This window comes from Ensifer sp. ENS06 (assembly GCF_014852205.1).
Lineage (GTDB): Bacteria > Pseudomonadota > Alphaproteobacteria > Rhizobiales > Rhizobiaceae > Ensifer > Ensifer adhaerens.
On record NZ_JACVBC010000001.1, the window covers coordinates 764,812 to 781,135 of the forward strand.

Consider the following 16,324-nt stretch of genomic DNA (forward strand, 5'->3'; position numbering starts at 1 on the left):
GATTAACTTGTTCGTACTAATCCGCTCGGAATATTTCATCGAGCAGCTCAGCGTATTGAAGATCGTATGCAAAAGCCTCGGTCATCTCGAACGCGTTGCTTTTGTCCGGGCCTTTGCGCCGAAGTTTAAAGGTGGAGATCGCTTTTAGTAGTTCGATCGCGTCAAGTTTCTTCTGTCTCGGTAATCCGATTGCGAGATGACGTCTTAATCGCTCAATATCAAGGTCGTTGTTATTATTCCTGACACTGTCGAGGATGATGCTGTAGCTGCGCTCTGAATAATGAAGCGATCGCGCCGCCTCTTCGAGTGCAACGCGCAGTTCGCGTGTGATGATGCCCCTCCGTTCAGACTGTTTCAGTGTCAGCCTGATGTCAATGAGGGCTTCGGTGAGCGCCCTTGACCCCAGTTCGGGCGGCGCCATCGCCACTGCGACGTCGGCGTCGTCGGCAAGCCTCGTGCGCCGATACCATCGGTAGACGAAGCCATAGCCGATCATTCCTTCGTCGCTGAGTTCCGCCGCGCGGACGGCGCCCATGCTGGATGCGCCGCAGACATACACGCCTTTTGCCAAGGCCCAGAGGATCTCCTTGTGCCGAACCGCTGGCCGCTGCGCAAACTCGCCATCGATGATCGCGATCACCGCCGGGCGATGTTTCAGCACGGCGCGCACGACGTCCCCCTGCCCGGCGGGCGGAAGATAGGTCGCATCGAGCTGTGCTCGCGCCTCGGCGGCACTCAGCGTTGGTCCGAGGAAGACGATCGTTTCACTCCTCAATGCTCACCTCCAGGGGCGGGGCAACCACTCTGACCACATGCAGAGGGAGCGCTTCGTCCGAGAACAGGACCACGACGACGACCGCTTTGACACCAGCGGCGACCATCGCCTCGAGAATGGCCGGTAACGGGTTTTCGCCCAAGTGCGCAGACGCGTTTTCGGGAAAGGGCAGACCGCCGCGCGACAGGGTTTCGAACCAGGCGATCAGTTCGCTTCGTTCCGGTGGGGCGTAGAAGCGGCCGATCACGTCTTCCCGGGTCGCGGCGATGGCGCCGAGGCGCGACTGGCACGCCTCGAGAAGAGCCTTGGCAAGGGCGCGGTCATGATCGATGTCGCAGCCGAAGCCAGACGCCGGCAAGGGGGCCAGCGGAACCCGCGCCGGGTCTTCCATGACATGACACCAATAGGCGGGCAGGCCACTCGGGCTTGGTAACGCCCATACGCCCGCAGCCAGCCCCGCCTGGCGCAGCCGGTCAAGGATTTCACCGGATTTGCCCCGGCCAATGGTGTCGACACCGATCTGGTAGCGGTCGAAGAAGTGCGGCCGCTTGGTGGCCAGATGATGCGCGTGGCGTTCGAGGATCTCAAGACAGCCGTGAATCAGTGCCTGCTGCAGGCTCGTGCCTGCGGCAAGCCCGGTGGTGTTGCGTTGAAGCCAGTGCGGATGCGGAGAGGGGATGACGTAATTTGTGTCGACCGCCGCCAGCGGCACGGGCCGGAAAGAGCCGGAGATCAGATCCCAGCCTGAAATCCAGGCGAGATCGTGGCTGTCGGCCGGCGGCGTTGCAGCCGGATGGAGATGCGACCACATCCCGCCGGCATTTATGTCTGCAAGGCTGGCCCGCCACACGCGCTCCGCCGGTATGCGCTCCGATGCCCATCCTTCAAGCGATTCCATCAGGCCGGAAATGGCGGCTTGGGCATAGTTGAGGCCCTTGCCCTGATTGACCGAAACCGAGCGCGAGGCCGGGCGGACCACCTGCACGACCGGTATGCCGATCCGATCGAGCCCGGTTACCGATCCGAGGCGGGTGATCCCGAAATCCCGTCGGAGGGCGAGAATTTTCTCCACGGTTTGCCAGGTGTCGGGAGGGGCTGGGGAGGGGGCGTTCAGCACGCCCTCGAGCGATCGGTCCTGGAACGAAACGCTCGCCATCGCCGACTAGCCGAAGTGATGTCGCAAATCGTGCCCGGCGCGCTTGGCCAGCCATTCGGCGCCCTGCGTCTCGGCCGATTGCAAGGCATATCGCAGGTCGCGCCGTGCCCGCGCAGGAGCGTCGCCGAGCGCCAGCCGCAGATGCGCCCTTCGCCGGTAGAGCTCCGCAAGCCAGAACCATTGGCCGCTCTTGCGGCCAAGCGCGATGGCGTTCTCGATCGGGACGACCGCCGCTCCGGGATCTCCCATGCGTTCCAGGATCTCGGAGTGCATGTCGCTGTGGATCGACAGATTGTCGTCGGTCCCCGTGAGCTTTTGGAGGCGCAGCCCTTCCTCGAAGCGCGCAGCGCCCCGCTCCGGTGACGAGGCCATGGCTTCCGCCCAGCCGCAATACATATTGGCGCGCGCCTGGCTCGCCACCAGGCCATTTTCGTCGGCGAGCGCCAGCATGCGTTCGCCGAGGCTGTGCACGTCTTCATATCGCTGCTGGCAGCGACGCAACACGATTCCGTAGTAGAGCGCATGCACCATGCTGCCGACATGCTCCGTCCTGTCGGCCCACTCCAGGCATTGCCGGATGGCCGCCTCGCTCGGTTCGTGTGCGTCCGTCAGAAGGTAGGACAAGGCGCTTTCGCCAAGGCCGCAGACCTTGGCGTCGTGGCCGCCGTAGAAGGCGCGATTGCGAAGCGCCCGTTCCGCGTCATATAGGGCGATGCCCTTGCCGACGCAGTCCAGGCAGTAGTCGTGATGGCCTGCATGGAAGCTCGTCGCCCAGCCGCAATGATAAGCCTGAAGCCGCGTTTCGGGATCCCGGGCGCCCTCCATGTCGCTCACCAGCACCCGCGCCCGCGATTGTTGCAGCGAAATGTTCGGAGCGGTGAACCACCAGCCCCAATAGAGCGGCAGGCGCTCTTCGCGGTTGGCGGAGCCGTCGCGCTTGAGCAGTGAAATGGCGCGCGCGTAGGTCCGGCGGGCCAGTTGCGACCCTTCGCCCTCGAGCGCCGTCGCCACGACGCCTTGAAGCTGCAGCAGGTCCAGCAGGAACGGACGGCGATCCGCGTGCCGCCGCATCGCCGCGATCTCGCGGGCGCAAAGATCGAGCGACTGGCGGGCCTCGCGCATCGCCGATCGCAGGACGCACGCCTCCGCCGCCTTCATTGCAAATTGCGCCGCCTGGAGATGGAGGCCAGCTTCGGCGCATTGCCAGGCGGCCACGGCTGGCGGCACGCTCGGCACGTCCTCCTCGCTTAGCAATTGGGCGATGCGTTTGTGGAACCTGCGCCGGTCGGTGCGAAGCAGGCTGCCATAGGTCGCCTCGTGCTGCAGCACGTGGCGGAACTGGAAGGCGTCGTTGGATGTGGCGCCTTGTTCGATCACGCCATGCGCGACGAGTGCGGCAAGGTCCGCTTCGAGCGAGGCTGCCGCTGCGCCATCGAGCAGCCGATTGAGCAGGCTGACGCTGAACTCCCTGCCGATGACGCTTGCCAGTTGGGCAACGCGGCGGGCGCTTCCAACCTTCGCAAGCTTGACAGCTAGGAGATCGTTCAGCGACGAAACGCCTTCTTCGACGAGCAGCTTCGTCCAGCTGGCGGCGGCGGGCGCTACGGAATGCCGGCTCCGAAGCAGAAGCGCGAGCTCCTTGGCATAAAGCGGCAGTCCGTCGCATTGCTGCAGAATGAAGGACACCAGGCCTGCGGGTGGCGCGCCGCCCCATACGGAGGCGACCAGGCTCTTCATTGCCGCGGTTCCGAGGCCTTGGAGGGGCAGGCTTTCGGCGGCTGCAACCGCCGTCGGTCCACGCGAGGTCTGGACCACGAGAACCGGACGATGGCGAGCGTGGCTCACCAGGTGCTCGAGCATCGTCAGGGTCATGCTGTCGGCCCAGTGCACGTCCTCGATCACGATGAGCTTGGCCGCCTCGCCGGCGCACAGGATCTGCACGCCCGCCCGGATGACATCCTTTCGGAACGCCTCGCCGGAGAGATCGGCAACCTGGATATTGCCGGCCTTGCGTCGCGAATCGCCGCCGGTAAACGTGGCGATCGCGCGCGCCGCGCGCTCATCGACGGGAAGCCCGATGCCGTGCAGGGCCTCCCGCAGCTGCGGTGCGTTGCCGCGCTGCAGGACATCCTTTCCCACGCTTGCTTCCAGAAAGCCGATCAGCGGCTGCATGGGCTCGCCGGTCATCCGTGCATCGCATTGCAGAAGAATATCGGCATCGTTTTCGCGCCCGAGCGAGCGGCGCAGTTCGGCGACGAGCCGGGACTTGCCGATACCGGCTTCACCGGTCACGGCGACCGATCTGCCAGTGCCGCTGCATGCGGCGTTCCACTCGATCGTGAGCCGCGCCAGCTCTTTCTCGCGCCCGCCCATCGGCGCGCCGCGCGCCGGATTCGACCGGTCGCGGAGAGATCCAGGGCTTCTGGCAAGAGGCTGCCACAACGCCGACGGTTCAGAGAAGCCCTTGAGAGCGGCGTCGCGCAAGAAAGTATAGTCGAACCTGTTTCGGGTGAGCTGGTAGGTTGCCTCGGCAACAAGGACCGTATCAGGCTGCGCTTCCGCCTGAAGCCGCGCCGCCAGTATCGGTGCGGTGCCGACAATATCCTTGCCGTCGGAGGAGAGGACGACGACGCTGGTTGCGACACCGACGCGCAACTTGAAGGGTACCGTGCGCGGGCGGTGGCTTTGCCGGGTCGCCATCTCAATGAGCTCCAGAGCCGCCTGGACGGCCATTTCGGCTGCGTCCTCGACCTGCGCCGGATAGCCGAAGTAGCCGCATCCGCCGTCGCCAAGCCGCCGGCTAAGATTGCCCCCATGGCGACGAATGATGTCTTCCGAACTGTTGTGGAGACTGGCGATGGAGCGGAGGTATTTCTCCGGGTCGTTGCTGAGCAACAGCTCGGTCGAACCGACGATATCGTAGAAAACCGCCGTCACCTGGCGCCTTTCGCCGCCGAGCTGAATTTGCGAATCGGACCCCTTCATTCTCGCCATCGCCCAACGTCAGCCGAGTTGACCACATCCCACTCCATTTGCCACGCATAGGCAAGCGACCATGGGGCAGAATATCCTAATATTCCTACCTCAGAGGTGACGGAGCTTACGGTGGGCAGGGATTTCGGCGCCGTATCGGGCCGCCAATGATGTCAAAGCGACATCCAGCGCGATCTGAAAATCAAGGAATTGAAGAGAGAAGATTGGCTGGGGAACCTGGATTCGAACCAGGACTAACGGAGTCAGAGTCCGTGGGTCTACCGTTAACCTATTCCCCAAAGCCGCCGTCGGAGCGAAGCCCGTCGGTGTGGTTGGCGGGCTTATAAACAAATCGGCGGCTGATGCAAATACCTTTTGCAAAAAAAATCGCGGCTGAAGTGAGATCGCAGCCATCGAGGGTGGCCGGAACAGGGGCCCAGGTGCTCAACCCGGTGTGTTTGCTGGGTTCGGGCGCCCGACGCCTTTGTTGTGCACAAGCCGGTTCTCAAAAAAAGTTTGGCGAATGGGGGTTGCGCTGGTACAGTCGCGCCAACGAAAAATCGAGAGAGCGCCTTGAGCGGCCCTAAGGCCTTGCGCGGCGCCATGGTTGAAACAAGTGAAAGACCCCGATCACGGCGATAAGCCGTCCGAATCCGGGGCGTCGGCAGCAGGCCGCAGTGATGGATCGAAGCTCGGTCCGCGCAACGGCAAGGGCAAGCGTAAACGACGCAAGTCGTCTGCTTCGCCGTCTGCAATTGCCAGCCAGTCCGGCGCAGCCGGTTTGGCAGGGCGTCCCGCAGGAGAGAACGAAACGGAGCCGGCGCGCAAGCGCAAGCGGCGGCGTCGTTCGAAATCAGCAAAACAGCAGGCGCAGGCCGGATCCGCGTCGCAAAGCAGCGGCGTTCAGGTCGTCGATGCGTCGCTTGGCGAACGCAAGGGCCACAAGCGCAGCAAGAAGGCCAAGCACCGCCGCGGGCTCCAGGGGCGCCCGCTGACGAGCGGCGAGCGCCAGCCGGCGCAGCAGCGTGGCGCCGATGGCGGCGGCAATGCGCGGCAGACTTCTGCCGCCGGCGGCGTTCAGGCGGGCGCACAGCCGCGTTCGGGCAATCGCGGCGAACAACCGCGTGCACCCTATATCGCTGCTAGCGAACCGCCCGCGCCGCTCTATGCCGCACTTGATCTCGGTACCAACAATTGCCGTCTGCTGATCGCTCAGCCGACCCGTCCCGGCCAGTTCCGGGTGGTCGACGCCTTCTCGCGCATCGTCCGTCTCGGCGAAGGGCTCGGTGCCAGCGGCCGGCTGTCGGACGAGGCGATGGAGCGTGCCGTCGAGGCGCTGAAGATCTGCGCGTCGAAGCTCGGCGCCCGTACCATCCGCCGAAGCCGCCTGATTGCGACAGAGGCTGCCCGCGCGGCTGAAAACGGTGAAAGCTTCCTTGAGCGGGTTGCGAGCGAAACCGGTCTCGATCTCGAGATCATCAACCGCGAAACCGAGGCACGGCTTGCCGTTTCCGGCTGCTCGTCGCTGGTGGATCGCGAGACGCGCTCGGTCGTGCTCTTCGATATCGGCGGCGGCTCGTCCGAGATCGCCGTCATCCGCATCGGTGATTCGCGCTCGAACCGGCTCGCCAACCACATCACCCACTGGACTTCGCTGCCGGTCGGCGTCGTGACGCTTTCGGAGCGCCATGGCGGCCAGCATGTGACGCCGGCAAGCTTCGAGGCGATGGTGCAGGAAGTGGAAGGCATGCTTTCCCGCTTCGACAGCCCGCCTGTCGAAGCTCTGGCGAACGGCACGTCGGGCAGCGGTTTCCACCTGATCGGCACGTCAGGCACGGTGACGACGCTTGCCGGCGTGCATCTCGACTTGCCGCGCTATGATCGCCGCCGCGTCGATGGCCTGTGGCTGACGGACGACGAAGTCTCGGCCATGCAGGCGCGGCTTCTCTCCTGGGATTTCGACGCGCGCGCCGCCAATCCCTGCATCGGCCCTGATCGTGCCGATCTGGTGCTTGCCGGCTGCGCCATCCTCGAAGCGATCCGCCGGCGCTGGCCGTCGACCCGCATGCGGGTAGCCGATCGTGGCCTGCGCGAAGGCCTGCTCACCGATATGATGGCGGACGACGGCGCCTGGCGCCGCTCGCGGCCGCGCCGCCACCAGCGCGGTTCTAATGCCTCCGGCAGCCACGAAGGAAACAAACCATGACGAAACCCCCCGTCGGCGCCAACCGTAGCGGCCGCAAGCTTGGCCAGAAGGTCAAGAAGGGCAAGCTCAAGGCATCCTCCCGCCGCTGGATCGAGCGCCACATCAACGACCCCTATGTGCAGCGGGCGCAGCTCGAGGGCTACCGCGCCCGCGCGGCGTTCAAGCTCCTGGAGATCGACGAGAAGCACAAGATCCTGAGCGGCGCCCGCCGCATCATCGACTTGGGCGCTGCCCCCGGCAGCTGGTCGCAGATTGCCGCCAAGGTCACCAACTCCACCGATACCGATCCGCGCGTTGCGGCGATCGACTTCCTCGAGGTCGATCCCCTTCCGGGCGTGCGCATTCTTCAGATGGACTTTCTCGATCCGGAAGCGCCGGGCAAGCTGATGGAAGCGATCGGCGGAACGCCTGATCTGGTGATCTCCGACATGGCGGCGCCGACGACCGGCCACCGCCAGACCGACCACCTGCGCACCATGCATCTGTGCGAGGTCGCGGCCTATTTCGCCGTCGACGTGCTGGCCAAGGGCGGGCACTTCCTGGCGAAGACCTTCCAGGGCGGCACCGAGCGCGAGCTGCTCAACATGCTCAAGCAGAATTTCCGTCAGGTCATCCATGTGAAGCCGGCCTCCTCGCGCGCCGAATCGGTCGAGATGTTCCTGCTTGCCAAGGATTTCAAGGGGCGCCAGCAGGCCGGCAGCGAAATGGAAACCGAAGACGAAGCGGCCAAATAACATGCTGCTATACGTCACCGTCGGCAGCAACGATCTGACACGCGCCGGCGCGTTCTACGATGCGGTAATGCCGACCCTTGGCTACCACCGGCAGCGCCGGGACGAGACCGAGATCGGCTATGGCGCTGAGGGCGATCGCATCCGCTTTTGGGTGGTGACTCCCTTCAACCGCGCGCCCGCCACCTATGGCAATGGCGTGAGCATCGCGCTTGCAGCCGAGACCCGCGCCGCCGTCGACGCTTTTCATGCCGCAGCCCTTGCCAATGGCGGCACGGACGAGGGTGCGCCGGGCCTACGCCCGTTTCACGCAAATTTTTATGGTGCCTGGGTTCGCGATCACGACGGCAACAAGATCGCCGCCGTCTGCGAGCGGCCGGAGTAACCTGCCGCACGGGCGCCGAGTTTCCAACGATTTCCTGATGGTGAAAGCACGCAGGCGCCACGGGGCCAGGCCGGCTTGTGCCGATCGGCCGCACTCCTGATCGCCCTCCAAAACCCGGCCCCCCCCCAAAGACGGCGCATCGTGGTTAATCGGCCATTAACCAGTTGAGTGCAACTCTGGTGTTACTATCTGGTCCATTAGGACCTCCTAAGGTTTTAAATTTCACCGAGCGCTGGCTGCCGATCGACGATTGGCGACGGGTCGAGCACGTGCCCGGTTGGCTGCATGTGGAAGTACCTGGATGTCGATGATTTCGCTTGCCGTTCGGCTCAGAAGCCGCGCGCATTTTTCCGTCAAGAGGAATGGTGCCGGCAAGCCGGGGGTGATCATCGGCACCAGCGCCGGCCGCAGGAACCAGGCGCGGCAGCGCGTGGGGATCCTGATCGCCGGCTTTGCCGTCGTCTTTCTCGTCGTCGGCGGGCGGCTGGTTCAATATGGCCTGTCGGCGCCGGCCGAAACCGCGTCGATCGGCGGCAGCGGCCATGTCATCGCCTCTCGCCCGGATATCGTCGACCGCAACGGCCATCTCTTGGCGACCGATCTCAACACGATGTCGCTCTATGCGGAGCCGCGCAAGATCGTCGACGCCGACGAGGTCGTCGAGAAGCTCGCGACCGTGATTCCCAATCTCGATTGGCGCGATACGCACCGCAAGCTCCAGTCCGGATCAGCATTCCAGTGGCTGCGACGCCAGCTCACGCCGAAGCAGCAGTCGGACATTCTGGCGCTCGGCATTCCCGGCATCGGCTTCCGCCCGGAAAAGCGCCGTTTCTATCCTGGCGGCGTCACCGCTTCGCACATCCTCGGTCACGTCAATGTCGACAACCAGGGGCTGGCCGGCATCGAGCGCTATCTCGACCAGCAGGGCTTTGCCGATCTGCGGGCCGCTGGCCTTACCAGCAACGCCTCGCTCGAGCCTGTGCGGCTGTCGATCGATCTGCGCGTCCAGAACATCGTGCGCGAAGTGGTCGCCATCGCGATGACCGACTATGAGGCCGAGGCGGCCGGCGCTGTGGTTCTCGATGCAGAGACCGGTGAGGTGCTCGCCATGGCCTCGGTACCCGACTACGATCCGAACGAACCCTCGCGAACTTTGCCTGGCGGCGGCGTCGACAAGGAGTACGAAAAGGGCTGGTTCAACCGGATGAGCAACGCCACGTTCGAGATGGGCTCGACCTTCAAGAGCTTCACGCTGGCGATGGGCCTCGACGCGGGCAAGGTCAATCTGAACTCGGTCGTCGACGCGTCGCGGCCGATCCGCATGGGCGGCTTCACCATCAAGGACTTCAAGGGCAAGAACCGTCCGCTATCGATCCCGGAGGTCTTCCAGTACTCCTCCAACATCGGCACCGCGGCGGTTGCCGACATGGTCGGGATCGAAGGTCACCAGCAGTTCCTGACGAAGATGGGCCTCCTGTCCCGCATGCAAACCGAAATGCCGGGGGTCGCCATCCCGACCCAGCCGCGCACGTGGAAGAAGATCAATTCGGTGACGATCTCCTTCGGTCACGGCGTGGCGACCACGCCGTTGCAGACGGCCGTCGCCGCCGCGGCGCTGATGAATGGCGGACACCTGATCCCGCCGACCTTCCTGCCGCGCTCACCGGAGGAAACGAAGTTCGTCTCGCAAAGGGTGATCAAGGAAACGACCAGCGCCGACATGCGCTTCCTCTACAACTGGAACGGCGTGAAGGGCTCCGGCAGGCGGGCGCAGGTGGAAGGCTTCCATGTCGGCGGCAAGACCGGCACGGCCGACAAGGTCATCAACGGCCGCTATGCCAAGGACATCAACTTCAACGCCTTCCTTGCGGCCTTCCCGATGGATAAGCCCAAATACATCGTGCTGTCGATCATCGACGCGCCGAAAACCGGAGAAAACGGCGGGCGGACGGCCGCGGCCAACGCCGCTCCGATGGTCAAGTCGATCATCGGTCGGTCAGCGCCGCTCCTCGGGGTGAAGCCCCGGTTTGGAGACCTGGGCGCCGAACAGTGGCTGGCCAACTACTAAGGCCGGCACCGTTGCTAGGAAGGCACCGTCGATCAGTCGGTGCCCAAAGGATCATTTCCCCGCAGCCGTCTCGACTTCGCGCGCCGGCAGCCGGTGTCCCGACACGGAGGAGCCGGCGTTCTTCGCCATGGTGAGGAACGGGATCGCCGCGATCAGGTTGGCGGCGGCGATGATCATGAAAGCGGTGTGGAAATCGTCGAGTTGCAGCGGGCCGCCGCTGAGCTTCGTCTCGATTTCGAGGATCGCGCCGGCGACCGCAACGCCGAGCGCCAGGCTGATCTGTTGCAGCACCGCGCTCATCGAGGTCGCCTTGCTGGCATCCGCATCGTCGATATCGGCAAAAGACAGCGCGTTGACGCTGGTGAAGAAGAACGAGCGCGCAAAGCCGGCGATCAGGAGGATGGTGATCAGCACCAGATAGGGCGTCTCCGGCGTGAAGAAGCCGTTGGCGAAGGTGGTGATCGCCGCAATGATCGCAGCGATGATCAGCGTGGTACGGAAGCCGGCAAAGGCCAGAACGCGCCGCGCGTAGAACTTCGTGGTAATCGCGCCGACCGCGCCGATGAAGGTGATGAGGCCGGACTGGAACGGGTTGAGGCCGAACCCCACCTGCAGCATCAGCGGCATCAGGAAGGGAACGGCGCCGACCGAGATGCGGAAGATTGTGCCGCCGATCGAAGCGGCGCGAAAGGCGTTGTCGCGGAAGAGCTTCAGGTCGAGGACCGGGGCCGGATGACGCCGCGCATGGCGGATGTAGAGCAGGGCCGAAACAAGGCCGATCGCTACCGAGGCGATGCCGACAACGGGGGGCAGGGCAGGCAGGCTGATCACCGACAGGCCGAAGACGATGCCGGAGGCAGCAATGCCGCCGAGCAGGAAGCCCAGCACGTCGACCGGCGGCGGATTGAGCGGCTCCATCTTCGGCAGGTAGATGCCCGACAGGATGTAGCCGGCGATGCCGACGGGCACGTTGATCAGGAAGATCCAGTGCCAGGAGAAGTAGGTGGTGATGAAGCCACCGAGGGGCGGTCCGGCAAGCGGACCCACGAGCGCGGGGATCGTCAACAGCGCCATGGCCGACACCAGTTCGCTGCGCGGCGTCCCGCGAACCAGCACGAGGCGAGCGACCGGCGTCATCATCGCGCCGCCCATTCCCTGCAGAAACCGGGAGAAGACGAAGGCGGGCAGGCTGTTCGAAATGGCGCAGAAGATCGATCCCGCAATGAAGACCAGGATCGCCGCGCGAAAGATCCTCTTGGCGCCGAAGCGGTCGGCCATCCAGCCGCTCAAGGGGATGAAGATCGCCAGCGCCACCATGTAAGCGGTCAGCGCCAACTTCAGCGTGATCGGCCCGACGCCGATGTCGCGGGCGATTGCCGGCAGCGACGTGGAAATCACGGTCGAGTCCATCTGCTCCATGAAAAGAGCGACGGCAAGGATCATCGGGACGATACGGTTCATGAAACGATGCTTCGGACGGTCAGCGATAAGCAGAAGCTAATAATGCCGTCATGGCTTTTGTCGGGGCAAAACCGGTGATTGCGGATCAAAAGCCTGTGATCCCGACTGGCCTTTGCTGTCAAGACGCTAGTTCTGGCCGAGTTGCCGCCGATGGCAACGGATCCAACAGAAAGCGGAAACGAACCATGAGTGAAATGTCGATGAAGCGCAGGACCTTGATGGGAGCGGGAACGCTCGGCGTGCTCGCAGCGCCCTCGCTGATGACGGGCATTGCAGTCGCTCAGGAAAAATCGGAAAACACCGGTATGAAAGCCAGCCCTCCGACAAGAATGCTCAAGCTTGGCGCGTTCAAGATCGTTGTCGTCAATGACGGCATTCGCGTCAGCGACAAGCCGCACGAGACTTACGGCACCAACCAGCCGCAACAGGCGGTGGCCGAACTGCTGCAGCAGAACTTCCTGCCGACCGATGCGCTGCTCAACAGCTATTCGCCCGTTCTTGTCGATACCGGATCGGACCTCGTGCTCTTCGATACCGGCATGGGCGAGGGCGGTCGGGAGACCGGCGCTGGCCGCCTGCTCGACGGGATCCGCGCTGCCGGCTATTCGCCGGAGCAGGTCTCGGTCGTCGTGGTAACCCATATGCATGGCGATCACATCGGCGGCCTCATGGAGGCCGGAAAACCGGCCTTCGCCAATGCCCGCTATGTGATGGGCGAAGTCGAATACGCCTTCTGGAAAGATTCGGCGCGCGCCGGCACGCCAGCAGAAAACGGTCACAAGGCCGTGCTGGAAAAGGTCGTGCCGCTTGCGGAAAAGACCACCTTCATCGGCGACGGTGCCGCGGTCGTTCCGGGCATTTCGGCCATTGCCGCCTTCGGCCATTCGCCGGGGCACATGGTGTTCCGTCTTGATTCCGACGGCAAGGCGCTGATGCTGACGGCCGATACCGCCAACCACTATGTGTTGTCGCTGCAGCGGCCGGACTGGGAAGTGCGCTTCGACATGGACAAGGCGAAGGCAGCAGAGACGCGCCGCCGGGTGTTCGACATGATCGCCAGCGAACGGCTGCCCTTTATCGGCTACCACATGCCGTTTCCTGCGGTCGGTTTCGTCGAGAAGCAGGGCGAGGGTTACCGTTTCGTGCCCGCAAGCTATCAGCTCGATATCTGATCGGTTACCGCGCCTCTTCGCGCGAAATTGCTGCTCTGCAACAAATATCGGCCGACGGCGGGACATTTCCCGGCTTTGGCTATTTTCATCCTGACATATCCGTGTTACGAGCCCTCGCCAACTTCCAAGACACGCTTTGAAGTCGCCCGGTGGACAAATCGCAGCCCGTCCCCGGGGATTTTCGCTATTTGAAGGGAATTGGCCATGGCGCGCATCATCGAAACGGCAACTGGTCTGGAGGCTTTGACCTTCGACGACGTCCTGCTCCTGCCCGGGCATTCCGAAGTCATGCCGGGTCAGACCAACATCGCGACCACCATTGCCCAGGACATCGACCTGAACCTGCCGATCCTGTCGTCGGCCATGGACACGGTGACTGAAGGGCGTCTCGCAATCGCCATGGCGCAGGCCGGCGGCATCGGCGTCATCCACCGCAACCTGACGCCGGCCGAGCAGGCCGAAGAGGTTCGCCAGGTCAAAAAGTTCGAAAGCGGCATGGTCGTCAATCCGGTGACCATCGGTCCCGACGCCAAGCTCGCCGATGCGCTCGGCCTGATGAAGCAGCATGGCATTTCCGGCATCCCGGTCGTTGAAAACGGCGGTGCCGGTGGCCAGAAGCAGGGCCGCCTCGTCGGTATCCTCACCAACCGCGACGTTCGTTTCGCCTCGGATCCGAACCAGAAGATTCACGAACTCATGACCCATGAGAACCTGGTCACGGTCAAGGAAAGCGTCGACCAGCAGGAAGCCAAGCGCCTGCTGCACGCCCATCGCATCGAAAAGCTGCTCGTGGTCGACGGCGACGGCCGTTGCGTCGGTCTCATCACCGTCAAGGATATCGAGAAGGCACAGCTGAACCCGAACGCCTCCAAGGATGCGCAGGGCCGCCTTCGTGCCGCCGCCGCCATCTCGGTCGGCGATGACGGCTTTGAGCGCGCCGAGCGACTGATCGATGCCGGCGTCGACCTGATCGTCGTCGACACCGCCCATGGTCACTCACAGCGCGTTCTCGACGCGGTCGCCCGCGTCAAGAAGCTCTCGAACTCGGTTCGCATCATGGCCGGCAACGTCGCGACTGCTTCCGGCACCAAGGCGCTGATCGATGCCGGTGCGGATGCGGTCAAGGTCGGTATCGGCCCGGGCTCGATCTGCACCACGCGCATCGTCGCCGGTGTCGGCGTGCCGCAGCTCGCTGCGATCATGGGCGCCGTCGAAGCCGCCCAGGCGGCCGGCATTCCTGTCATCGCCGATGGCGGCATCAAGTTCTCTGGCGACCTTGCCAAGGCGATCGCCGCCGGTGCTTCGGCCGTCATGATCGGCTCGCTGCTTGCCGGCACCGATGAAAGCCCGGGCGAAGTGTTCCTCTACCAGGGCCGCTCCTTCAAGGCCTATCGCGGCATGGGCTCCGTTGGCGCCATGGCGCGCGGCTCGGCAGACCGCTACTTCCAGGCGGAAGTGCGCGACACGCTGAAGCTGGTTCCCGAGGGCATCGAAGGCCAGGTCCCCTACAAGGGTCCGGTCGCAGGCGTCCTGCACCAGCTTGCGGGCGGCCTCAAGGCCTCCATGGGTTATGTCGGCGGCCCGACGATCAAGGAATACCAGGAGCGCGCCCAGTTCGTGCGCATCTCCGGCGCAGGCCTGCGCGAAAGCCACGCCCATGACGTGACGATCACTCGCGAAAGCCCGAACTACCCGGGCGCGCACTGATTGCGATTGCATTCGAAGGGCGCCGCGCCATCGCGCGGCGCCCTTCGCTATTTCAGAGTAAGCGTGTTTGAGGGAGTAGCGTAATGACGGGTTTCGAGATTTTCTGGCCGATCGTGGCGCATGTCTTCCTCGTCTTCTGCCTCTATGCTCTTCTCTCCTTCCGCCGGATGGGCCTGGTGCGCGCCGGTAAGGCGAATGCCGGCCAGTTTCGCGAAAACCGTGACGAGCCGAGCGAAAGCCTGGTGGTGAAGAACAGCATCGCCAACCAGTTCGAGCTGCCGGTTCTCTTCTACCTCTGCTGCGTGCTGCTCTACATCACCGAGGCCGACAACATCGTCTCCCTCGCTCTTGCCTGGCTCTTCGTTGCCCTGCGCTATGTGCACGCCTTCGTGCATGTCACCAGCAATCGCCTCCGCTACCGGCGCCCGCTGTTCATGGGCGGCTGCGCAACGCTGTTTGCGATGTGGGTGTGGCTTGCCGTCTGGATGGCGATGAGCTGATCCGGATAGGCGCACCGCCATTCTGACGCAGATCTGAGACAGTCTGCGCCTTCATCTTCCCGTCTTGATGCGTATCAATTACCCGATGCCGCTTTTGCGCGTAGTCTCTCCGGCGTTGGGCAACAACGCATCGGAGGACGAGATGACCGCAACGATGAAAGCCGCCGTGGTGCGCGAATTCGGCAAGCCGCTGGTAATCGAGGATGTGCCGATACCGGAGCCGGGTCCCGGCCAGGTGCTGATCAAATACGAGGCGACGGGCGTCTGCCACACGGACCTGCACGCCGCCAACGGCGACTGGCCGGTCAAGCCGAAGCCGCCCTTCATCCCCGGACATGAAGGCGTCGGCTATGTCGCCAAGCTCGGCAGCGGCGTCGCGCGGCTGAAGGAAGGCGACCGCGTCGGCGTTCCGTGGCTGCACACCGCCTGCGGCGGCTGCACGCCTTGCCGCACAGGGTGGGAAACGCTCTGCGGCAGCCAGCAGAACACCGGTTATTCCGTCAACGGCACGTTTGCGCAATACGGCCTCGCCGATCCTGACTTCGTCGGCCGCCTGCCGGCAAAGCTCGAATTCGGACCGGCGGCCCCCATCCTTTGCGCCGGCGTCACCGTCTACAAGGGCTTGAAGGAAACCGAAGTGCGTCCGGGCGAATGGGCGCTGATCTCGGGCATCGGCGGACTCGGGCACATGGCGGTGCAATATGCCAAGGCCATGGGCATGCATGTCGCCGCCGTCGATATCTTCCCGGACAAGCTGGAGCTTGCCCGAAAACTCGGTGCCGACCTCGTCGTCGATGCGCGCGACAAGGATGCGGTCGAGCAGGTGCGAGATGCGACCGGGGGCGTGCATGGTGCCCTGGTGACGGCCGTCGCGCCCAAGGCGATGGAGCAGGCCTTCAACATGCTGCGCTCCAAGGGAACCATGGCGCTGGTCGGCCTGCCGCCCGGCCAGATGTGCCTGCCAATCTTCGATACGGTTCTGAAGCGCATCACCATCCGCGGCTCGATCGTCGGGACGCGGCAGGATCTGGAGGAATCGCTCGAGTTCGCCGGTGAAGGCAAGGTCGCCTCGCACTTCACCTGGGACAAGATCGAGAACATCAACGCCATCTTCAAGCGCATGGAGGAAGGCAAGATCGACGGTCGCATCGTGCTCGACCTCAACGGCTGATCGGCGTGCGTGGGACCTT

The 16,324-nt window shown here is 64.0% G+C and carries 12 protein-coding genes and 1 tRNA gene; 8 read left to right on the top strand and 5 right to left on the bottom strand.

Features of this window, described 5'->3' with window-relative positions:
• Positions 1–16 precede the first annotated feature (16 nt).
• The 4 genes from IB279_RS03840 to IB279_RS03855 form a co-directional block, all read right to left on the bottom strand.
• A complete protein-coding gene (locus IB279_RS03840) occupies positions 17–775 on the bottom strand; it encodes a TfuA-like protein (RefSeq protein ID WP_113189571.1) in 759 nt (252 codons plus the stop codon).
• Positions 765–1,931 carry a YcaO-like family protein gene (locus IB279_RS03845; protein ID WP_192339090.1) on the bottom strand — a complete coding sequence of 389 codons (1,167 nt, stop codon included), beginning with the start codon at positions 1,929–1,931 and terminating at the stop codon, positions 765–767. Before IB279_RS03845 ends, IB279_RS03840 begins: the two co-directional genes overlap by 11 nt.
• 6 nt (positions 1,932–1,937) lie before the next feature.
• Positions 1,938–4,916 (bottom strand): AAA family ATPase, encoded by a 2,979-nt coding sequence (locus IB279_RS03850; protein ID WP_113188753.1) that lies wholly within the window; start codon positions 4,914–4,916, stop codon positions 1,938–1,940.
• Between the two features lie 213 nt (positions 4,917–5,129).
• Positions 5,130–5,203, bottom strand: a tRNA-Gln gene (locus IB279_RS03855).
• 317 nt (positions 5,204–5,520) lie between these two features.
• On the opposite strand from IB279_RS03855, the gene IB279_RS03860 reads away from it, so the two are divergent.
• The 4 genes from IB279_RS03860 to IB279_RS03875 all read left to right on the top strand — a co-directional run bounded on the left by IB279_RS03860 (position 5,521) and on the right by IB279_RS03875 (position 10,294).
• Entirely contained in the window at positions 5,521–7,110 is a 1,590-nt protein-coding gene (locus IB279_RS03860; RefSeq protein WP_112770515.1) for a Ppx/GppA phosphatase family protein, read from the top strand.
• The gene (locus IB279_RS03865; RefSeq protein WP_113188754.1) at positions 7,107–7,844 is read left to right on the top strand and encodes an RlmE family RNA methyltransferase; all 738 of its coding nucleotides are present in this window, start codon (positions 7,107–7,109) and stop codon (positions 7,842–7,844) included. The genes IB279_RS03860 and IB279_RS03865 overlap by 4 nt, the downstream gene beginning before the upstream one ends.
• 1 nt (position 7,845) lies before the next feature.
• Positions 7,846–8,226, top strand: coding sequence for a VOC family protein (locus IB279_RS03870; protein ID WP_113188755.1), 381 nt, complete (start codon positions 7,846–7,848; stop codon positions 8,224–8,226).
• A gap of 301 nt (positions 8,227–8,527) precedes the next feature.
• On the top strand, positions 8,528–10,294 hold the full coding sequence (locus IB279_RS03875) for a penicillin-binding protein 2 (RefSeq protein ID WP_192339092.1): 1,767 nt from the start codon (positions 8,528–8,530) through the stop codon (positions 10,292–10,294).
• Between the two features lie 51 nt (positions 10,295–10,345).
• On the opposite strand, the gene IB279_RS03880 is transcribed toward IB279_RS03875, so the two are convergent.
• Entirely contained in the window at positions 10,346–11,755 is a 1,410-nt protein-coding gene (locus IB279_RS03880) for a DHA2 family efflux MFS transporter permease subunit (protein ID WP_113188756.1), read from the bottom strand.
• A gap of 185 nt (positions 11,756–11,940) precedes the next feature.
• On the opposite strand from IB279_RS03880, the gene IB279_RS03885 reads away from it, so the two are divergent.
• From IB279_RS03885 to adhP, 4 genes are all read left to right on the top strand, one after another.
• Complete coding sequence (locus IB279_RS03885; protein ID WP_246801851.1) at positions 11,941–12,927, top strand: MBL fold metallo-hydrolase; 987 nt, start codon at positions 11,941–11,943, stop codon at positions 12,925–12,927.
• A 204-nt stretch (positions 12,928–13,131) separates the two neighbouring features.
• Positions 13,132–14,634, top strand: a complete 1,503-nt coding sequence (gene guaB / locus IB279_RS03890) for an IMP dehydrogenase (protein WP_034800902.1) — start codon at positions 13,132–13,134, stop codon at positions 14,632–14,634.
• A gap of 83 nt (positions 14,635–14,717) precedes the next feature.
• Entirely contained in the window at positions 14,718–15,134 is a 417-nt protein-coding gene (locus IB279_RS03895) for an MAPEG family protein (protein WP_112975961.1), read from the top strand.
• Positions 15,135–15,276: 142 nt separating this feature from the next.
• Positions 15,277–16,305 (top strand): alcohol dehydrogenase AdhP, encoded by a 1,029-nt coding sequence (adhP, locus tag IB279_RS03900; RefSeq protein WP_060602043.1) that lies wholly within the window; start codon positions 15,277–15,279, stop codon positions 16,303–16,305.
• Positions 16,306–16,324 lie beyond the last annotated feature (19 nt).